Below are 16,276 nucleotides of genomic sequence, written 5' to 3'. Positions count from 1 at the left end.
GGGGTGGGCGGCGGCACGTAGCTGCGGCCGTTGTTTCAGCGCCGCTGCGATCGAGCTGCGAACCGCTGGCGCACCGTGGCCAGAGCCCTGTCGAACTCAGTAGGCAAGTGCTCGCGCGTGTACTGCTCGGCGATCTGGAAGAAGCTCAGCCGCTCGCTGTACTTGGGCTTAGCCACGAAGGCCAGGACCATCTTGATAGAGGCCCTGTTGCCCTTGCCCCACCCCGTGCGCTGGGCTATGCCGATGGCTCGCCCCCCACGCTTCATGACGAAGTAGCTCTTGGCGTTGGCCTTCTTCAGGCTGCGCATGCTGTCCGTGGCGTTGGCGTCATAGCCCTTCTGGGTAAAGCCCTTCACGCCACTTATGGCCTTGATCAGTTGGCCCCGTTTGATGTTGCCGTAGGCATCCAACTCGGCACCCTCACCGGGTACGACGTACATCCCATAGGGCAGGATGTTCCGCTCGCGCAGCTGAAGCTCGAGCGGCTTGTGCCGACGCCCGCCACCATAGACCTCGGGGGCCAGCCAGATAGACGCAGGCATGGCCTTGTCAGCGCCCTCCCTGAACCAAACTCGTGCGCTCAAGCGATCCTTGGTCGCCGGGAACATCCGCAGTGCGCTCATGGTGTAGGGCGTCGGCTTGTCAAACACCACGCGCATCTCATCCTGCAGCCGACCGACCAGGCCCTGGGCAGTCTTTGTCAGCGCGGTCGATACGGCATAGGGGATCAGGTTCTGCTCAAGGTCGGCAAGCGCATCGAGCTGAGCTTGCAGCCCGTCAGCGCCAACGACGATCACTGCCCACCGGCGCGCGGAAGCTTCCAGTCGGCAACGCGATCAGCCAGTTCGGCGATCTTCTTCACGCCGAGGAAGCCGGTGAACACGCCGGCGGCGGTGGCCATGTTCTGCGGCAGGCCGAGCCACTCCAGGACCGGGATCAGGCCCAGGGTGATCAGCGTGCACAGCGTCGCCTCGAGCAGCGCCTGACGCCGAGTACCACCGCCGTAGATGACTCGGGTCACCGCTACCAGGAAGGACAGTCCGCCTGCGTACAGCACGGGTGCGTGCTGGCTCAACCACGCGAGCGCAATTGCAAGGAGCTCGGGTTTGTCGGACATCTTCATCATCTCGATATCCCCTCTGCGGGGCATGAATAGAAAGGCCCGAGCGTGATCGGGCAAGGCGCGGGAGCGCGCACCATGAAATCGCGAGCAACAAAAAGCCCGACTCAGAGGTCGGGCTTGATGTGTTGCGAAGGTTCGCCGAAGCGGCAAAACCGCAATCTGCCGGAAACTCTACGTCCTGCGATTATCACTGTCAATGCATACAGACTGGATATTCATTCAGGCGGCGAGCCGTTCGTGCATCAGAAAGCACGCGGTAATAGCCGACAGCCCGGCGCGGACGAGCATTCGAGCGTCCGCGTAGCTACGCCCCATTCGGTCGCCGACCTCCCGGTACGTCAGGCCGTGGACGAAGTAGTAGGTCATGCTCTCCACGGCCTCCGGGTCATCCTTCACCAGGTGCGCCAGGAACGTGTCGACCTGCAAGGCCCTGTCATCGCTGATCAGCAGCGCCGGCGCCTTGAACCGTTTTTCGTTCGCAGGGTTGCGCAGCATGATCGCCAGCAAGGGCGACGCACAGCGCGGCACACCGTTATCTCGCCACACCCAGAGTCCGTATTGCTCCATCAGAAACTCGGTCGCTTTGATCTTCACGCCTCAATCCCCCGTCCAGTGCGATCCGCCGGCCCCGCGGCGGTTGTTGTCCTGCGCATCCCATGTGGATGCCTTCGCGCGATCCACCGCCTGCTGCTCGACCTTATCCAGGCGACGCCCCAGCGCTCGGATCAGCTTGACGGCATCGCCCACTGGCTGGCCGTCCAGAGCTACCCAGCCCGTGCCATCGCAGCCGGCGCAGTCGAGCTCGAAGAACACGCCCTTGGTGAAGCCCTTCCCACGACACTGCCGGCAGCGCTGAATAGCCGGCACATCCTTCAACAGATCAGGCCCGTGCTTCCGCATGCGCCCTCCTCTTCAGCTCTGCCTCCAGGCGCCGCTCTTCATTCCTGAGCGCGTCGATCTCGCGGCGGATGCGGTCGGCGAGCGCCCTTCTGGTGCGTGCCACCTTGCGCGGCCCGAGGAAGCGATTACCCAACCGCCGGCCTTCGCTGTAGCCCAGGGCGATGCGCTCGCGCTGGCCGCCGAGGCGGGCCTGCTCGTTCAGCTCATGCACCCGGCGCTCGATCTCGGCGGCAGGCGCAGCAGCCAGCACCTCGTCGGCGCGGCGCCACAGGGCGCCGATTACCGTGATGCCTGGCACGCCAAGGCCGGCGCAGCACTGGAGCGCCTCCTGCCGCTGCGCCGGAGTAACCGACCACGACTCACCAACGATCCGGCAGACGTCTTCCCAGATATCGATCACCGAACCACCTCCGTCCTGGGCTGCGCCAGGTAGTCATCGATCACGCGCAGCGCGTCGTCGACGCCGCGGCACACCGTGGCGTAGTACCCCTGTTGCTCGACGCGCAACAGGAACGCACTCTGCTCGGGCGAAACCCGGGCGTCGTTCGGCGGCGCGGCCTTGAACTCGATGTACAGCCCGAACCAGCCGCCGCGAGCCATGGGCAGCACGATGTCGCTGACGCCGGCCTTCACGCCCTGGCGCTTCATCTCCGCGGCGACCTTGATGTGCCGGTGGCCGCCGTTGGGAACGTGGAATGCCAGGCGGGCAGCCTCTGGGTGCTTCAGGGAGAGGATGGAGAACAGGACGGCCTGCTCCCGGCCCTCCCAGTCGATCTTCGGCCGGCGCAAGGGGCGCGGGGTACGCGCGACAGGACGGGGCGACTTCATGCCATCACCTCGTCGCCATCGAGCCAGGCCAGGAAGCCGGCGGGAATGTCGTGGCCGGCCTCGGCGACCAGCCGCGCGCAGGTGCCGACAAGATCAGCCTGGCGCCCGTAGCGCGCCTCGAACTGCGCCTTGTACGGGTGCACGGCCACGCCCGGGAAGCTCTCCGGGCCGGTGCCGTACTGATGATGCCCCGCGCACAGCGGCAGCACGTACCAGTGCGCGTGCTGCTTGGTGCGACCGTCGACGTGGTGGATGCTGCAGAAGTCGTTCAGCTCGCCATGATCGACGCGGCAGGCGATGCAGCCCACCACGCTGACGAGCAGGTCGTGCCAGCGCTTCTGCTCGGCGGTGACGTTGCGCCCCTTCATCACTCCGCATCCCCCTGCAGGCTCTTGAGCAGCGCCTTGAGCTGGCGATAGCCCTCCATCGACTTCGCAGTGGCCTCGCGCTGCTGCTCAACCGCCAGAGCAGCGTCCTCGACGCGAGCAGCCAGACGCTTCAGGTGATCTGCCATGCCGACTATCTCGGAGGCCAGCTCGCCCAGCATTTCCAGCGGAGTGGCGCCCGCCTTGGTTTCCACATGCTGCTCGGTCTTCTTCGCGGGCGCGGCCATCAGCTTCTCCTGGGTTTTCTGCTTCTGCTCGACCGGGAGGCGCTGGTAGGTATCGCGGCCGGTCTTCTTGATCAGGCCTGCGTCGGCCAGCGAGGTGAGGCAGCCCGACACAATCCGGGGGTCCGGGGTGCTGCCAGTGAGATTGCGCATGGCTGCCATCACCTGAAACGAACTCCATCCCTCAGTGATCGGCACGCACTCGTACACCTTCTTGGCGATACCGGTCTGACCGTGCATGAGAGAGACGTGCTTGGCTGGGGTCATGCGGGCACCCCGCTTGCCGCCATGTCGGCCTGGATGATCGCCACCACCTCCTCGCGGGTGCCAACGTAGAAGGACGGCGCGGCATCGCCGGGGCGGGTGACGGTGAGGCGCCTCTCCGGCAGCCGGCACTCGGCGACGGTGTAGCCGCTATCGGTGATCCAGCAGTTCGGGATCTGCTGGCCGTCACGGTTGCGCTTGGCGCGCCACTTCAGCGGGTTCAGGTCAGACATTGCGGGCTCCTTTCAGGCGAGCTCGGATGGCCTGCAGGGCTTTGTTGCCAAGGGCAGGATCGGCCGCCTTCGCCGGTTGCGGGAGGGCCGCCACGGGAACCGGCGGCAGGCTGTTGCCCTTCGCGATCTCGCGGCGGATCTGGGAGTACTTGCTCTCCAGCAGCTTCATGCCGTCGTCGCGACTGAGCTGCTGCAGGTTGCTGAAGCCGGCGCGGGCGGCGGCGTGGTACACCGCGGCGTGGCTCCAGGTGGCGGTCGCGGCGGCAGCCGGGTGCGTCTTGGCCAGGGCTTCGCGGTAGGCCTCCTCCAGGCTCGGCAGGCCCAGCTGATCGGCGCTGAAGCACCAGTCCACGAACACCGCCGGCGCCGGCACGAACTCGCGCTTGCTCTGGCGCAGCGCGCGCACGCCGTTGTCGACCAGCTCCTGGCTGTTCACGCCGGCACGGGCAAACTCAGCCAGCCATTCCTCCTTGGCCTTGCCCATCACGCCAGGCGTGGCCCAGGCAGAGCGCCAGCCGGAGCAGATGCCGCGGATGCGGTCGAACAGGTCATCCATCACCTGGCGGGCGAAGTCGTCGACGGGAACCACGTTCGGGGCGGCATGAGCCGGTTCCGGGACAGCGCGGAGGTTCGCTGCGATCAGGTCAGCGCGCTTGGCCTGGCTCATACGCGCACACCGTTCGCGCCCCAGGCGCCGCCATCGGCCTCGCCCGCCGTACCCTCGACGCGCTCCCGCTTGATCCACTTCGCCAGCTCGTTCGCCCACTTGGCCTGGGTGAATACGGCATCCGGCAGGGCCAGCCAGTGGGCCTTGAACTTGTTCACGACGGCCAGCGTGATCGCCGACACCGGGATGCCCATCAAGCGAGTCTGCGCAGCCAGGTCATCAGGGTCCGGCTGCCAGTCCTCGGTCATGGCGAACCGCTGACGATCATCGATCGAACCGCCCGCGTGTTGCTGCTGCTCTTCGGTTCCCTGATGGTTCAATGACGGATTGGGTGCAGCTCCTGCACCCCGTTCGGTCGTCAGTTGCACCCCGTTCTGCTGCGAGCTGCACCCCGTGGAGTTTTCACGGGGTGCAGCAGGTTCACCCCGCTCGATCGGACGGGGTGCATGAGATTCACCCCGTTCCATGACGATGTCGTAGCAGGTCGGAACGCGGTCGCGACGGGTGATGTACGCCGCGGCAATCGCCCGGTTGCCCTCGACAATCACGCCAAGTTCTTCCAGAAGGCGGAGCTTGGTCTGCACGGTGCGCTCGGACAGGCCGGTGTCATCCGCCAGGCTGGCAACCGAAGGGAAGGCGCCCCGACCGTGCTTGTCGGCGTAGTTGGCCAGGCACAGCAGGACGTGGCGTGCGGTGGAATCGGTAACGAAGCGCTGCTCGAGCGCCCAGGTCATGGTTTGGACACTCACTCGCCGGCCTCCATCTTGTGCTCAGCCCACAGGCCTGCCACCCACTGCACGCCCTTCGTGGTGAAGCGCGCTTGCGTGTAGGCGTGGCTGTTGCGCTCGCTGGTGCCCGTCCGGGTCTCGAACCTGCCGGCGGCGATGTGGTTGCTGTGCGCGGTGAGAGTGCCGTTCAGGTAGTACATCACCTTCCGCTTGATCAGCATCTCGCGCAGCTGGTGCTCGTTGGCGTTCAGCAGCTTCGCCACCTGGCGGAAGCCCATGGAGCCCTGGGTGTCGACGTAGCGGTCGACGAAGTCCACCTTCGGCGCAGCGATCAGCAGAGCCTGCTCCGCCGCCTGGCGCTGCTCGAACTGCTCGGCCCAGGCCCGGGCCGCATCTGCCGGGCTCGCGAAGTTGGGGAGCGACGGTGTCATCGCCTGCCGAGCCTCGAGCTCCTGCCAGCGGTCAACCAGGCGCGCAGTGAACTCCGGGCACAGCTGGGCGACGACGATGAAGCTGTCGCGCTTGTTGACCAGGTACACCTCGACAGGGCGCGCGCCGGCGCCGTCATGGGAGGTTTCCTCCGACGGAGTAAACCTGATGACGCCCTTCTCGCTCAGGCGCTCGATGGTGCGTTTCACGTTGTCGTGCCGCGACTCGACCAGCTCGGCGATCTCGCGGGACGACATTGTCCGCGCCACGTTTTGCGATACTGGAAAACGTGGCGCGCGATTGCTTGCTTCGTTCTGGATATGCATACTGACTCCCGTTGATCTGAACCCCGGCGCCGTGTCCCCACACTCAGCCGGGGTTTGTTTTTTTCAGCGCACCAGAGCCAGCGGCGAGCCGCCTACGTGGATCGCTAGTTCGTTCTCCATGCGCCGGCGCATCTCGAAGCTCTTCGACTCCACCAGCAGCAGCCGGTCAATCGCGGCAGGAAGGTCCGGCAGGTCGTTCTCGTCGATCTTCCCGTCAGCCAGCACCACGCTGCAGCGCTCCACCGCCTCGCCGATGCCGGCGACCAACTGGCCGAAGGCGCTAACCGGGCAACCCACCACCCCAGCAGAACGAGCCCCGATCAGCCCGTAGCGGTCGGCGAGCTCGTTGATGCAGCGCTCCCGCCATTCCGGCTCCAGCGCCGCCACCCAGGCCTCTTCCATCCAGGCCGGCAACTCCTGCTCACCGCCGAGCAGGCGCTGTACGCGCTTCAGCCAGCGCCCAGCGGCCTTCAGGTACTCGCCGCCATCGCTCTTCAGCTCGTCCGACTCGAAGTCGGGCACCCTCTCCACCGCGGCCTTTCGCGGGCACTTCTGGAACAGCGCACGGTTCAGCGCCTGGGCGAAGTCATCCTGGCTGAGGCTGGTGCGAGCGATCTGGTCGGCGGCATAGGCCACCAGAACCTGGTCGCGAGTCATTTCGTGTCGGTGATTGGACGTGTTCACGTTGCGCTCCTGGTCCTACTCTGGCCCCATCGAATGAGGCCTCTTGTTGGGGCCGGCGGAGGGAATCGCCCATGCGCCAGCTGTTTGTTAAGGTCGGAACCTCACTGGTAGGCTGGGAAGCTCTGACCCAACCCAGTGAACCAGGAGGTTCCGATGAAGATCGAAATCACGGAGGAGCTGCTGAGCTCCGTACTCGCGCAAATCAAAGAGCAGCCGAAGCGAAATGCTTCATCCCTAAAGGGAAATCCGGATGCCAACCTGCTAGCTATCCGATCTCTTCGGGATCGAGGGCTCATCAAGGGCGTATTCCTGAACGACACTGCGCGAGATCAGCACGGGCCTCTCCTTTACGACGCCGCTACGCTGGAAGCGCTGTAGGAGCTGCTGCAGAAATCGGCGGGGGGCGGCACTTCCGTCTCCCCGTTGAGAGTTGCTATGCACCAGTGGAGAGCAACCACGAGCCTGTGGGCGGAAGCTGGCGGATCAATGAGGCTCGAGCCATGGACAGCCTCTACGATGTCGAGGGCTTTCGCGGAAAGCTCCACTCCGCCGCGCACAGCGCGGAGCACTTCCTCAACTGCCGCTATACGCCGATCACTATCGGCAAGACTGAATGCTCGCGCCCGAATGGGCTGAGGTGGACAGGGATGATTCGGGTGACTAGCAACCATGCTCTCTACTCCTATGCTGCGCGCGTCTTGGCGGGAGCCGGAAACGGGCGAAGCTCCTCCGCGCTGAATGTTCCGTCGTCACACTCGGTGACGTAGATGTCGCGGCCGACGCGTAGCGCCTTGCTGATAGCCCCCTGAGTTACCCCCAGAGAGGCGGCCGCTTCTGTTTGGCCCTTCTGAGCCACAAAATCCTTTATTGGGATGCGCTTCATCGCTCACTCCAAGCCGACTATTGCTCAGAGTATTACTTGCGGTCTTGTTTTAAGCAAGACCTGCGGTCTTAGACGGTGATTACCGTAGGTAATAAGCTCGCCCCATGGAAAAGCCCACCAAAAAACGCAAATTGACGGCAGAGGAGCAGCGCGAATGCGATGCTTTGAACGCCATTTACAAGGCCAAGAAAAAAGACCTGGGGATTACTCAGGAGCAGATAGCGATCGAAGGTCTTGGCGCCAAGACGCAAAGCGCGGCGAACCACTACTTGACGGGGAAGAACGCCCTGAACGTGGAGGCGGCTGCGGTGTTCGCCAGGTATCTGCAGGTTCCGGTGGCTGCTTTCAGCGAGCGTCTGGCGGCTGAAATCGAGGGCATGGCTGAAAGCGCCTTGGCCGGGTCGTTCATGGAGCCCGGTGCGCGTAATTCGCCCGGGGCGGAGGCCGTCTTTGTCGGCGATTTATCACCCTGGGATGACGAAACCCCACTGGACAATGACGAGGTGGAACTGCCGCTCTATAAGGAGGTTGAGCTTGCAGCGGGCGCCGGCCGTACCGCTGTGCGCGAGGTCGCGGGCCGCAAGCTGCGCTTTTCCTATGCCACCCTCCGGGCGTCCGGCGTAGACCCATCCGCAGCCGTATGCGCACAGATCAAAGGAAATAGCATGGAGCCTTTGATATTGGATGGAGCCACTATCGGAATCGACACCGCCACCACCTACATCATTGATGGCGAGATCTACGCCCTGGAGCACGAGGGCATGCTGCGGGTGAAGTTCCTCTACCGCCTGCCCGGCGGCGGCATCCGCCTACGCAGCTTCAACCGCGACGAGTACGGCGACGAGGAGTACGACGCGGAAACCATCCAGGCCAGCGAGATCAGCATCATTGGCTGGGTGTTCTGGTGGTCGACAGTGCGAAAGCGTAAATCCCAGACCCGGTAACCCCCATCCAGGACAAGCCCGCCGAGTGCGGGCTTTTTTCTGTCTCGGATTTTTTATTACCGCAGGTCTTGATTATGTTTATTACCGCAGATAATGTTACATCCAACGCAGCGGAACACCGCGGCGCCAGGCCACCGAGCCGAACGCTCTTTAACAACGCAACCAATGACGAATACAGCACCTGCCGCTTCCGGCGACCGGCGCACCCACCCAAGCCAGTGAGGGGCAGCAGTGGGGCGAGGCGAAAGCCGAACCGTGTGAATGACCCGGGATGCAGATGCAAGGACCAGAGCCGCCAGTAGTGGCCTGGACGAATTAGCGCGCCAAGCCTCGGCTGAAGGCGCGCTGGACCTCTCGCCGTGTGCCCGACACCAACTGGGCACCGGGGCTGCACGCGGCGAGTTGTAAAGGCCCGATGACCATGGCGAAACGAGAACGACGCGCACGGCGCCATGACCAGGGAAGCCCCAAGCCAACTGACCTGAAGGCCTGAGCTGCACGCATCGGCGGCGGGCCATACGTACATCGTTGAGCATGCAGCCGCGCTAGAGCCCAGCAGGTGCGCGCGGCGCCAATGCATCACTGAAGCGCCTTCACCAGAGGGCGCTTTGGGATGACAGCAATGCCATTGAGGGCAACGCCATGACGAAACGAGAGCAGCTGACCTACAGCCAGACGCGCGAACTTAATCGCCTGGCGAAGAACCCTGACACCTACTGCGGCTCCTGCACCAACGCAACGATGAATGCGCTCAAGCGCCGCGGTCTCGTCGTCCTGAACTGGGTCGAGCATCCCAGCGGACTCCCAGGGCTGCGTAAGGAGCTCTGGACCCTGACCGATGCTGGCCGGGAATTCACTCGCTGAAAATCACTTCTGCCGCTTCACCGAGGCGGCAGCGGGATGCGACGAGCATCAACACCCCCTTGGTATTGCCCAGCTCCGGCTGGGCCTTTTTACGCCCAGTCGAGCACAAGGACAGCACCATGACCGAGATCATCACCAGCATTTCCGCAGCAGAACTGCCCGAGCGCGGCCAGCCCCTGGCCGGCGGAACCTTCATCGAGCGCTACTGGCTGAACAACCAGGAGCGCGCCCTTGTCCTTCTCGGCCCCGAATTCGAGCGCGAGGGCGCCTGGGGCGAATACGGCCAGGACGTGCTCGCGCACTACGTCGATGGCGAGGCCAACACTCGCGCCATGGCTGAGGCCGGCAGCGAGCTCGCCAAGACGGTTCTGGAGCTGGGCGCGCACATCGCTGCGCCTCTGGAGGGCCAACTGCTGATGGCGGCCAAGCACGCCGGCCTGATAACCGACCTGCGAGAGGATCGCTTCTATTGGCTGAGTGCGCAGCGCTCCGCCAACCTCGCCTACAGCATGGCCTTCGAGGATGGCTGGCAGAACTACGACGGCAAGGGCAACGAGCGTCTCGTCCGCCCCTTCCGAAGCGTGCTCATCCTCCACTGATTCGCTCCTTCAATCCTTTCGCCAGCAGGCGATTCGCGGGGCCGCGCCCACCGCGGTCAGACCAGAAGCTCGCCGGGTAAGCGCCGGCCGCCTGCGCCCCATTCCGTTGAGGACCTCCCATGCAAGCGAAGCAACTGCCCGCGCTGAATATCCGGCGCCTGGACAACCTGACCATCAACTTCTTCGGCCCGGACATTCAGGCCGAACCCATTCATGGCGCCCTGCTCAGCGCCTTCGAGCCGGCCAGTAGCGCTCCGCCGCTCGGCAAATACTGGCCCGGCGAGGGCGGCCATAACCTCGGCCTGATGCGCGGAGAGAATGGCGGCCGGGACTACTACCTGATCGTCGCCGGCGGCCCGGCCGCTGAGGTTTGCGCAGCCTATGGCGGGCACGGCCACGAGACCGAAGGGGCCGACAGCGCCAGCGACGGCCTGGCAAACACCCGGGCTCTGCTGGCCGACAGCGAGGAGCACCCGGCGGCGAAGTGGGCCTCGGAGTACACCGCAGACGGCCACAACGACTTCTACCTGGGGGCGCGCCGCGAGAACCAGATCGCCGAGGCGATCGCTCCCGAGCTCTTTAGCAAGGGCTACCACTGGTCGAGCACGCAGCGCTCCGCCTACGGCGCCTACTACATGGACTTCGAGGATGGCTGGCAGCACTACCACGGCAAGGACTACGAGCGTCTCGTCCGCCCCGTCCGCAGAAAATACATCTAGTCCTTCAATCCTTCATTCATGGGCGCGACAGCGCCCTCGCTTTTCGAGGTAGCCAGGATGGCGCTGCACACTGAGCTCGAAATCCACCGCAGTGCCGAGGAACTCCTCGGCGTGGTCCTTGCCATGGTGCGGCACATCCCGCGGGACATGAAGCAGCTCATCGGCGGGAAGCTCCGCGACGAGAGCCTGCAGGTCCTGGTGCTGATTGGTCGGGCGAACATGTCCCGGAACAAGCGCCAGCACCTGGATGACCTCCTCGAAAGCATCTGGATGATCAACCAGCTGCTGCGCGCGATGGTGAACGAGCGATTCATCAGCATCCCGCAGCAAGCCAAGGCCATGAAGCTGACCGCTTCCATCGGCCGCCAGGCCAATGCCTGGAAGAAAGCCACCGCAACCGCGCCCGTTGCTTGAGGGTTAAGGCCCTCCTGCCTGCGCGCCAAATCTGGTCGTGCCGCTGCCCGGCTGGGCACCGCCATGCGCACCCACAGGAACCACCGGCTACCGGCGAGGCCTGGCGCAGTTTCCCCGTCGAGCAATCGGCGAGGCGACGTGGATAGCACGATAGGTCGCAGCGCTCCGCCAACAACGCCTACAACATGGACTTCGAGGATGGCTGGCAGAACAACAACGACAAGAACAACGAGCGTCTCGTCCGCCCCGTCCGCAGATTTGACGGTTGCCCCTTTCACCTTCGAGGACCTGGCCCAGGCCTATTTCGACTGTCGGCGCCACAAGCGCAACACCAACAGCGCGCGTCGCTTCGAGCTGAACCTAGAGGAAAATCTGCTGGACCTGCACGACGAGTTGCTGGCCGGCACCTACCAGCCAGGCCGCTCCATCTGCTTTGTCGTCACCCGGCCGAAGCATCGAGAGGTATGGGCTGCGACGTTTCGAGATCGCGTCGTGCATCATCTCCTCTACAACCGCGTAGGCGCCAGCATCGAGGCGAAGTTCATCGCCGACAGCTGTGCATGCATCCCAGGCCGCGGCACCCTGTACGCCGCCGAGCGGCTCGAAAGCAAGGTCAGGAGCGTGACGCAGAACTGGAGCCGGCCGGCCCACTATCTGAAGATGGACCTGGCCAACTTCTTCGTCACGATCGACAAGCGCGTGCTCAGCAACCAGTTGGTGCGCCTGATCGATGGCACCTGGTGGCGGCGCTTGGCGGTGCAGGTGCTCTGGCACGACCCGCGCACCGACTACGAGGTGCGCAGCCCTCGGCATCTGTTCAATCGGGTGCCGCAGCACAAGCGCCTGACCGCACAACCTGCGCATCTGGGGCTGCCGATCGGCAATCTGAGCAGCCAGTTCTTCGCCAACATCTACCTCGACGCGCTGGACCAGTTCGCGAAGCACCAGTTGCGCGCGCGGCACTACATCCGCTACGTCGATGACTTCCTGCTGCTGCACGAGTCGCCGCAGCAGCTCAACGAGTGGCGCAGCGCGATAGAGGCCTTCCTGCCCAGCCTGGGCGCACGCCTCAACCCAACGAAGACCATCCTGCAGCCGGTTGATCGCGGCATCGACTTCGTCGGACACGTCATCAAACCCTGGCGGCGAACTACCAGGAAGCGGACCGCGAAGGAGGCGCTTAGGCGAGTAGCCGCCGCGCCGTCGGAGGAGCTTCGGACTGTCGCCAACAGCTACTTCGGCCTGCTGCGCCAGGCCAGCCATTCACACCAGGATCGCGCCGCGCTGGCGAAGGTGATCTTGGGCCGAGGCAAGTCGGTCAGCGGCTCGCTGACCAAGACCTACCAGTAACCCAGCAGGAGGAGTGGCAGCCATGTAGACCTTCAGCCCAGGCAGTTCGGCAACAAGCCGGGCGCGCCGAAACGCTCACATACGGCGGCGTTTGTGAGATACGGAAAGGCCCCGTCGGACGGGCCTTTCCCCTCCCCCAGTTTCTTTCCGAGAGCACTCCCCGCGGCGCCCACCGGCGCACAGCCGCGCGACCGAGTGCTGCCGAAAGGAAGCCACCACCAGACGAGGTGATCGCCATGCAACAGCTGAACATCCGCCCGAACCTGGCCAAGCTGCTGACCCAGTCCGCCGCCGCCCGCCAGGCCTTCGCCGAGCGCCGCACCATCGCCGTGCAACTGCCGGCCTACCAGGTGAAGCCCGCCGGCAAGGGCTTCTTCCACATCATCGACACCGCCACCGGCCTGGTCGCCGGCTTCCGGCGCGGCCACCAGCAGGCTCTCGACCGCGCCGAGGTGCTCACCATCCGCAAGCGCGATGACATGGGGGCGGAAGGCTGATGGCCAAGACCCAAGCAGAGCGCGACGCGGCAGCAGCCGAGAAGCGCAAGCGGCTCGGCGAGGAGGAGCTGCGGCACCGGCTTCGGCCCGGGGTTCGCGCCAAGCTGGATGAGCTCATGCGCTGGCATGGCGTCGAGGAGACCGCCGAGGCGGTGCAACTGCTGATCCTCAACGCCCATGCGCTTGGCCCACAAGGATCGGCACCGTGCCTGGCCATCCCACGCCACGAAATAGCGGTTAACGAAAACGTGGCGCGGAGACTTCACGAAGAGGGTCGCCGCGAAGCCGCCGCCCTCGACCGGGGCGAGCAATGAGCACCACACCCTACGGGCGACTCGGCAACGCCGAGCTTGCCCTCGCCTACGAGCTCCGCGCCTCCGGCTGCACCTGGCAGCACATCGCGAGCGGCCTGGGCGTGAACCATGACTGGCTGCGGCAACGCATCCGCCAGGTAGAAATCGGCGGACTGAAAGCCCCTTGCCTACCTCGATAGCCAACTAGATACCCGGCGCCGCCGTAAACGGGGCCGGGTTACTCCACCGGAGAAGACCATGACCCTCCCCGTTCAAGCCTGCTCCGACCAGGAGCTGGAAGGCTACGCCGGCGTGTGTCCGGAAGCCGCCGTAGAGCTTGCCCGACGCATCGCCGCCGGCGAGACCGATCACGAAGCCGAGCTGGAGGACTTGGAAAGCCAGCTCCGCCAGGCGGAGTCCGAGCTGGAAGGCTCGCAAGACGAACGCCGCGCCCTCAGGCGCTACGTGAAGATGGACCTGAAAAAGCTGCGCACGCTCCTCGGCGAGCACGACATGACCGACGAGCTGCGGACTGCCATCAGTTCGTGGGCGAAGCACCTGGAGGATCGGATATGAGCACCTTCGCCGTATTCGGGATGACCCGCGATGTCGCCATGGCCGAGGCGAAGAAGACGACCAAGACCGTGCGGATGATGAAGGACGACCGCGGCGACCAGCGCCCCGTCATCCTGACCCCGACCGAGTGGCAGGCCGCCGTCGAGAAGCGCGCCGACGAGATCATGGCAGGCACCAAGACCAAGCAGCTCAGCGTCTTGTTCGACGCTCCCAGCTACGCCGACGACTTCATCGCCCTGGCCAGGCGCACCCTGAAGTGCCGCGATATGCACATCAAAGCGCGCGTCACGCTCACCGACGAGAAAGGGTACCCCCTGATCGACAAGAAGACCAAGGCGCCGAAGATCGGTTGGCAGCCCTATGGCGCCCATCCGAACCGCAGTGCGGCGTGACCATGGCGGCCTACTACAACGAGCATGACGCCTACGCGGCGCAGTGGCTCCGCAACCTGATTGCCGCCGGCCACATCGCGCCAGGCGACGTCGACGAACGATCCATAGAGGACGTGCACCCCGATGACCTCCGCCCTTACACCCAGTGCCACTTCTTCGCCGGCATCGGCGTCTGGTCTCTCGCCCTTCGCCGAGCAGGCTGGCCAGATGACCGACCTGTTTGGACGGGTTCCTGTCCTTGCCAACCTTTCAGCAAGACAGGCAAAAGACTTGAATTTGCTGACGAGCGGCACCTTTGGCCGGCCTGGCACCACCTCATCCGAGAGCGCCGCCCTGGCGAAATCCTTGGAGAACAGGTTGCGGATGGCGGCGGACTCGCGTGGCTCGACCTTGTACAGGCTGACCTGGAAGCGGAGGGCTACGCCTTCGGGGCTTTCGATTTGTGCTCTGCGGGCTTCGGTGCTCCGCATATCCGCCAACGCTTGTGGCTCGTGGCCAACGCCCACAGCCCGGGATTGGCGGGATGGGGGGTCAATCCATTGCAACGTCGAAGCCAACGGCCTGCTGGGGCGGGTTGCCTGGCTGGCAGCGTGGCCAACTCCGACGGCGAGCGACTCGATTCGCCACCCCGCCCAGGACTTCACCACGTCGAACATCACCCTGAATCACGCCGCAGTCCTGACGGGATGGCCAACACCCACGGCATCACTGGCGGACAAGGGGGTGCGCAGCACGGAGGGCGGAATCAGGGAGGCAATGCGCAGCCATGGGCCGGATCTCGCAGCAGTGAGCTGCCTCACCTCGGGCGCGGCCCGGTTAACGGCTTCTGGCGAGATGCGGACTGGCTCAGCTGCCGAGACGAAAAGTGGAGGCCAGTTGAGCCCGGAACATTCCCGCTGGCTGATGGGGCTTCCTCCCGAGTGGGACGCCTGCGCGCCTACGGAAACGCCATCAATGCTGAAGCGGCGACGCAGTTCGTAGCGGCGTACATGGAGGCGACGGCCTGACGGGATGCACTCGACGGCCATCGAGAAGCAGCGGCAGAATACTGTTTATTTATACAGTATTAGCCATGTTCTTCGATATTCGCCTGATGCGCCGCAACGGCAAGCCGATCCCGCGCCGGCTGTTCGACTCCGCCAAGCCCTTCCGTGGTGACGTGCAGATACGCTACGACCACCACACGCCGCTCGGCAGAACATCGCTTATCGCCGAAACGCTCAAGCTCGGACCTTCTGACCAGGCCCTGCCGAAGCTGTACGACATCCAGATCCACGGCATGGGAACGAATGCGCTGGTGATCACCGGATTCGAGTTCCACGGCGACACCTCCTATTCGCAGAGCTGGCACTGCCGGCTACCTCCGCCTCCGCAGTAGCGCCCTCAGGGCGCGACACAACCACATCCTTTTCCGCGCCAGCAGGCGTCGAGGACAAGTCATGCCCGAAGAAAACACCATCTCCATCGACTCCATCATGCAACAAGCCCAGGTCTTCGCCAGCGCCTGGTCGGTGGTCGGCGGCCCATTCGACGGCGATGGCGGGGCGATGGAGAGCGCCCAGGACGCCAAGGACGAGCTCCGCGAGATGCTCGAGGATTTCTTCTCGAACACCGAGCTGAAGCGCGTTGCCGAACTGCTGGTCGGATGGCACCAGCGGAAGATGGGAAACATCGAGAAGGTTCTGTCCACGACGTCTGACACCGAGATTCGACTCGGCGAAGACGATCCGATTGTGCTTACCGGCGACAAGCTCAAGGGGTTCCGCATCGGCCTGGCTCTGGCGCAGTCCTGGTTCGAGCAGTTCCCGCTGAAGGTCACCATCCAGGCGGGCAGCAGCGAGGGTGACGACGAATGAAGCAGATCATCTGGAACCTGCTGGCCAAGCTGCTGGCACTCCCCCTGGTCGCCGGCTGGATTATCCAGCGTGCCGGCCGCACTCCCTACCAGCACAT

General features: G+C 64.6%; 30 protein-coding genes. 15 read left to right on the top strand and 15 right to left on the bottom strand.

The window, feature by feature from the left end; translation table 11 throughout:
• Positions 1–35: 35 nt before the first annotated feature.
• From P3W75_RS05855 to P3W75_RS05795, 13 genes are all read right to left on the bottom strand, one after another.
• Positions 36–797 carry a hypothetical protein gene (locus P3W75_RS05855; RefSeq protein ID WP_276226420.1) on the bottom strand — a complete coding sequence of 254 codons (762 nt, stop codon included), beginning with the start codon at positions 795–797 and terminating at the stop codon, positions 36–38.
• The gene (locus P3W75_RS05850) at positions 794–1,123 is read right to left on the bottom strand and encodes a phage holin, lambda family (protein ID WP_276226448.1); all 330 of its coding nucleotides are present in this window, start codon (positions 1,121–1,123) and stop codon (positions 794–796) included. Before P3W75_RS05850 ends, P3W75_RS05855 begins: the two co-directional genes overlap by 4 nt.
• Before the next feature lie 219 nt (positions 1,124–1,342).
• Complete coding sequence (locus P3W75_RS05845; protein WP_276226419.1) at positions 1,343–1,717, bottom strand: antiterminator Q family protein; 375 nt, start codon at positions 1,715–1,717, stop codon at positions 1,343–1,345.
• Between the two features lie 3 nt (positions 1,718–1,720).
• Positions 1,721–2,023, bottom strand: coding sequence for a hypothetical protein (locus P3W75_RS05840; RefSeq protein WP_276226418.1), 303 nt, complete (start codon positions 2,021–2,023; stop codon positions 1,721–1,723).
• A complete protein-coding gene (locus P3W75_RS05835; protein WP_276226417.1) occupies positions 2,004–2,423 on the bottom strand; it encodes a hypothetical protein in 420 nt (139 codons plus the stop codon). Before P3W75_RS05835 ends, P3W75_RS05840 begins: the two co-directional genes overlap by 20 nt.
• Positions 2,420–2,851, bottom strand: coding sequence for a VRR-NUC domain-containing protein (locus P3W75_RS05830; protein WP_276226416.1), 432 nt, complete (start codon positions 2,849–2,851; stop codon positions 2,420–2,422). Before P3W75_RS05830 ends, P3W75_RS05835 begins: the two co-directional genes overlap by 4 nt.
• Positions 2,848–3,219: a Ref family recombination enhancement nuclease gene (locus P3W75_RS05825; protein WP_276226415.1), complete on the bottom strand. Its 372-nt coding sequence runs from the start codon at positions 3,217–3,219 to the stop codon at positions 2,848–2,850. The genes P3W75_RS05830 and P3W75_RS05825 overlap by 4 nt, the downstream gene beginning before the upstream one ends.
• Complete coding sequence (locus P3W75_RS05820; RefSeq protein ID WP_276226414.1) at positions 3,219–3,728, bottom strand: hypothetical protein; 510 nt, start codon at positions 3,726–3,728, stop codon at positions 3,219–3,221. Before P3W75_RS05820 ends, P3W75_RS05825 begins: the two co-directional genes overlap by 1 nt.
• The gene (locus P3W75_RS05815; protein WP_276226413.1) at positions 3,725–3,958 is read right to left on the bottom strand and encodes a hypothetical protein; all 234 of its coding nucleotides are present in this window, start codon (positions 3,956–3,958) and stop codon (positions 3,725–3,727) included. Before P3W75_RS05815 ends, P3W75_RS05820 begins: the two co-directional genes overlap by 4 nt.
• Positions 3,951–4,625 (bottom strand): replication protein P, encoded by a 675-nt coding sequence (locus P3W75_RS05810; RefSeq protein WP_276226412.1) that lies wholly within the window; start codon positions 4,623–4,625, stop codon positions 3,951–3,953. Before P3W75_RS05810 ends, P3W75_RS05815 begins: the two co-directional genes overlap by 8 nt.
• On the bottom strand, positions 4,622–5,374 hold the full coding sequence (locus tag P3W75_RS05805) for a helix-turn-helix domain-containing protein (protein WP_276226411.1): 753 nt from the start codon (positions 5,372–5,374) through the stop codon (positions 4,622–4,624). The genes P3W75_RS05810 and P3W75_RS05805 overlap by 4 nt, the downstream gene beginning before the upstream one ends.
• The gene (locus tag P3W75_RS05800; RefSeq protein WP_276226410.1) at positions 5,371–6,039 is read right to left on the bottom strand and encodes a phage antirepressor KilAC domain-containing protein; all 669 of its coding nucleotides are present in this window, start codon (positions 6,037–6,039) and stop codon (positions 5,371–5,373) included. Before P3W75_RS05800 ends, P3W75_RS05805 begins: the two co-directional genes overlap by 4 nt.
• A 132-nt stretch (positions 6,040–6,171) precedes the next feature.
• Positions 6,172–6,792: a hypothetical protein gene (locus P3W75_RS05795; protein WP_276226409.1), complete on the bottom strand. Its 621-nt coding sequence runs from the start codon at positions 6,790–6,792 to the stop codon at positions 6,172–6,174.
• A 153-nt stretch (positions 6,793–6,945) separates the two neighbouring features.
• Between P3W75_RS05795 and P3W75_RS05790 the strand changes: the two genes are divergently transcribed.
• Complete coding sequence (locus P3W75_RS05790; protein ID WP_276226408.1) at positions 6,946–7,170, top strand: hypothetical protein; 225 nt, start codon at positions 6,946–6,948, stop codon at positions 7,168–7,170.
• Between the two features lie 304 nt (positions 7,171–7,474).
• Here P3W75_RS05790 and P3W75_RS05785 read toward each other — a convergent pair whose 3' ends face one another.
• On the bottom strand, positions 7,475–7,675 hold the full coding sequence (locus P3W75_RS05785) for a Cro/CI family transcriptional regulator (RefSeq protein WP_276226407.1): 201 nt from the start codon (positions 7,673–7,675) through the stop codon (positions 7,475–7,477).
• 104 nt (positions 7,676–7,779) lie between these two features.
• On the opposite strand from P3W75_RS05785, the gene P3W75_RS05780 reads away from it, so the two are divergent.
• Both P3W75_RS05780 and P3W75_RS05775 read left to right on the top strand, forming a co-directional pair.
• Positions 7,780–8,619 (top strand): LexA family transcriptional regulator, encoded by an 840-nt coding sequence (locus tag P3W75_RS05780; protein ID WP_276226406.1) that lies wholly within the window; start codon positions 7,780–7,782, stop codon positions 8,617–8,619.
• 642 nt (positions 8,620–9,261) lie between these two features.
• Entirely contained in the window at positions 9,262–9,483 is a 222-nt protein-coding gene (locus tag P3W75_RS05775) for a hypothetical protein (RefSeq protein WP_276226405.1), read from the top strand.
• On the opposite strand, the gene P3W75_RS05770 is transcribed toward P3W75_RS05775, so the two are convergent.
• The gene (locus tag P3W75_RS05770) at positions 9,473–9,619 is read right to left on the bottom strand and encodes a hypothetical protein (RefSeq protein WP_276226404.1); all 147 of its coding nucleotides are present in this window, start codon (positions 9,617–9,619) and stop codon (positions 9,473–9,475) included. The genes P3W75_RS05775 and P3W75_RS05770 overlap by 11 nt on opposite strands.
• Here P3W75_RS05770 and P3W75_RS05765 point away from each other — a divergent pair.
• The 12 genes from P3W75_RS05765 to P3W75_RS05710 all read left to right on the top strand — a co-directional run bounded on the left by P3W75_RS05765 (position 9,603) and on the right by P3W75_RS05710 (position 16,179).
• Complete coding sequence (locus tag P3W75_RS05765; protein ID WP_276226403.1) at positions 9,603–10,082, top strand: hypothetical protein; 480 nt, start codon at positions 9,603–9,605, stop codon at positions 10,080–10,082. The genes P3W75_RS05770 and P3W75_RS05765 overlap by 17 nt on opposite strands.
• A gap of 119 nt (positions 10,083–10,201) precedes the next feature.
• Entirely contained in the window at positions 10,202–10,801 is a 600-nt protein-coding gene (locus tag P3W75_RS05760; RefSeq protein WP_276226402.1) for a DUF1566 domain-containing protein, read from the top strand.
• A 57-nt stretch (positions 10,802–10,858) separates the two neighbouring features.
• Positions 10,859–11,215 (top strand): four helix bundle protein, encoded by a 357-nt coding sequence (locus tag P3W75_RS05755; protein WP_276226401.1) that lies wholly within the window; start codon positions 10,859–10,861, stop codon positions 11,213–11,215.
• Between the two features lie 198 nt (positions 11,216–11,413).
• Complete coding sequence (locus tag P3W75_RS05750; protein ID WP_276226400.1) at positions 11,414–12,565, top strand: RNA-directed DNA polymerase; 1,152 nt, start codon at positions 11,414–11,416, stop codon at positions 12,563–12,565.
• Positions 12,566–12,801: 236 nt separating this feature from the next.
• Positions 12,802–13,062: a hypothetical protein gene (locus tag P3W75_RS05745; RefSeq protein WP_276226399.1), complete on the top strand. Its 261-nt coding sequence runs from the start codon at positions 12,802–12,804 to the stop codon at positions 13,060–13,062.
• A complete protein-coding gene (locus P3W75_RS05740; protein WP_276226398.1) occupies positions 13,062–13,376 on the top strand; it encodes a hypothetical protein in 315 nt (104 codons plus the stop codon). The genes P3W75_RS05745 and P3W75_RS05740 overlap by 1 nt, the downstream gene beginning before the upstream one ends.
• Complete coding sequence (locus P3W75_RS05735) at positions 13,373–13,555, top strand: hypothetical protein (protein WP_276226397.1); 183 nt, start codon at positions 13,373–13,375, stop codon at positions 13,553–13,555. The genes P3W75_RS05740 and P3W75_RS05735 overlap by 4 nt, the downstream gene beginning before the upstream one ends.
• 58 nt (positions 13,556–13,613) lie before the next feature.
• Positions 13,614–13,931: a hypothetical protein gene (locus P3W75_RS05730; protein WP_276226396.1), complete on the top strand. Its 318-nt coding sequence runs from the start codon at positions 13,614–13,616 to the stop codon at positions 13,929–13,931.
• Positions 13,928–14,323, top strand: a complete 396-nt coding sequence (locus tag P3W75_RS05725) for a hypothetical protein (RefSeq protein ID WP_276226395.1) — start codon at positions 13,928–13,930, stop codon at positions 14,321–14,323. Before P3W75_RS05730 ends, P3W75_RS05725 begins: the two co-directional genes overlap by 4 nt.
• Positions 14,324–14,325: 2 nt before the next feature.
• A complete protein-coding gene (locus P3W75_RS05720) occupies positions 14,326–15,330 on the top strand; it encodes a DNA cytosine methyltransferase (protein ID WP_276226394.1) in 1,005 nt (334 codons plus the stop codon).
• Positions 15,331–15,395: 65 nt separating this feature from the next.
• Positions 15,396–15,701 carry a hypothetical protein gene (locus tag P3W75_RS05715; RefSeq protein WP_276226393.1) on the top strand — a complete coding sequence of 102 codons (306 nt, stop codon included), beginning with the start codon at positions 15,396–15,398 and terminating at the stop codon, positions 15,699–15,701.
• Between the two features lie 61 nt (positions 15,702–15,762).
• Positions 15,763–16,179: a host nuclease inhibitor protein gene (locus P3W75_RS05710; protein WP_276226392.1), complete on the top strand. Its 417-nt coding sequence runs from the start codon at positions 15,763–15,765 to the stop codon at positions 16,177–16,179.
• Positions 16,180–16,276: the final 97 nt, after the last annotated feature.

It is taken from the genome of Pseudomonas citronellolis, from assembly GCF_029335315.1.
In the GTDB taxonomy this organism is placed as follows: domain Bacteria; phylum Pseudomonadota; class Gammaproteobacteria; order Pseudomonadales; family Pseudomonadaceae; genus Pseudomonas; species Pseudomonas citronellolis_A.
Note: the sequence above shows the minus strand (reverse complement) of the source record. Positions and strands in the feature narration are given on the sequence as shown.

What these genes read in the sequence shown, in the direction of transcription:
- P3W75_RS05850 (WP_276226448.1), bottom strand. Translation starts at nt 1,123, where the DNA reads ATGAAGATGTCCGACAAACCCGAGCTCCTTGCAATTGCGCTCGCGTGG.
- P3W75_RS05840 (WP_276226418.1), bottom strand. Translation starts at nt 2,023, where the DNA reads ATGCGGAAGCACGGGCCTGATCTGTTGAAGGATGTGCCGGCTATTCAG.
- P3W75_RS05830 (WP_276226416.1), bottom strand. Translation starts at nt 2,851, where the DNA reads ATGAAGTCGCCCCGTCCTGTCGCGCGTACCCCGCGCCCCTTGCGCCGG.
- P3W75_RS05825 (WP_276226415.1), bottom strand. Translation starts at nt 3,219, where the DNA reads ATGAAGGGGCGCAACGTCACCGCCGAGCAGAAGCGCTGGCACGACCTG.
- P3W75_RS05820 (WP_276226414.1), bottom strand. Translation starts at nt 3,728, where the DNA reads ATGACCCCAGCCAAGCACGTCTCTCTCATGCACGGTCAGACCGGTATC.
- P3W75_RS05815 (WP_276226413.1), bottom strand. Translation starts at nt 3,958, where the DNA reads ATGTCTGACCTGAACCCGCTGAAGTGGCGCGCCAAGCGCAACCGTGAC.
- P3W75_RS05810 (WP_276226412.1), bottom strand. Translation starts at nt 4,625, where the DNA reads ATGAGCCAGGCCAAGCGCGCTGACCTGATCGCAGCGAACCTCCGCGCT.
- P3W75_RS05800 (WP_276226410.1), bottom strand. Translation starts at nt 6,039, where the DNA reads ATGTCGTCCCGCGAGATCGCCGAGCTGGTCGAGTCGCGGCACGACAAC.
- P3W75_RS05790 (WP_276226408.1), top strand. Translation starts at nt 6,946, where the DNA reads ATGAAGATCGAAATCACGGAGGAGCTGCTGAGCTCCGTACTCGCGCAA.
- P3W75_RS05785 (WP_276226407.1), bottom strand. Translation starts at nt 7,675, where the DNA reads ATGAAGCGCATCCCAATAAAGGATTTTGTGGCTCAGAAGGGCCAAACA.
- P3W75_RS05780 (WP_276226406.1), top strand. Translation starts at nt 7,780, where the DNA reads ATGGAAAAGCCCACCAAAAAACGCAAATTGACGGCAGAGGAGCAGCGC.
- P3W75_RS05775 (WP_276226405.1), top strand. Translation starts at nt 9,262, where the DNA reads ATGACGAAACGAGAGCAGCTGACCTACAGCCAGACGCGCGAACTTAAT.
- P3W75_RS05765 (WP_276226403.1), top strand. Translation starts at nt 9,603, where the DNA reads ATGACCGAGATCATCACCAGCATTTCCGCAGCAGAACTGCCCGAGCGC.
- P3W75_RS05760 (WP_276226402.1), top strand. Translation starts at nt 10,202, where the DNA reads ATGCAAGCGAAGCAACTGCCCGCGCTGAATATCCGGCGCCTGGACAAC.
- P3W75_RS05755 (WP_276226401.1), top strand. Translation starts at nt 10,859, where the DNA reads ATGGCGCTGCACACTGAGCTCGAAATCCACCGCAGTGCCGAGGAACTC.
- P3W75_RS05750 (WP_276226400.1), top strand. Translation starts at nt 11,414, where the DNA reads ATGGCTGGCAGAACAACAACGACAAGAACAACGAGCGTCTCGTCCGCC.
- P3W75_RS05745 (WP_276226399.1), top strand. Translation starts at nt 12,802, where the DNA reads ATGCAACAGCTGAACATCCGCCCGAACCTGGCCAAGCTGCTGACCCAG.
- P3W75_RS05740 (WP_276226398.1), top strand. Translation starts at nt 13,062, where the DNA reads ATGGCCAAGACCCAAGCAGAGCGCGACGCGGCAGCAGCCGAGAAGCGC.
- P3W75_RS05735 (WP_276226397.1), top strand. Translation starts at nt 13,373, where the DNA reads ATGAGCACCACACCCTACGGGCGACTCGGCAACGCCGAGCTTGCCCTC.
- P3W75_RS05730 (WP_276226396.1), top strand. Translation starts at nt 13,614, where the DNA reads ATGACCCTCCCCGTTCAAGCCTGCTCCGACCAGGAGCTGGAAGGCTAC.
- P3W75_RS05725 (WP_276226395.1), top strand. Translation starts at nt 13,928, where the DNA reads ATGAGCACCTTCGCCGTATTCGGGATGACCCGCGATGTCGCCATGGCC.
- P3W75_RS05720 (WP_276226394.1), top strand. Translation starts at nt 14,326, where the DNA reads ATGGCGGCCTACTACAACGAGCATGACGCCTACGCGGCGCAGTGGCTC.
- P3W75_RS05715 (WP_276226393.1), top strand. Translation starts at nt 15,396, where the DNA reads ATGTTCTTCGATATTCGCCTGATGCGCCGCAACGGCAAGCCGATCCCG.
- P3W75_RS05710 (WP_276226392.1), top strand. Translation starts at nt 15,763, where the DNA reads ATGCCCGAAGAAAACACCATCTCCATCGACTCCATCATGCAACAAGCC.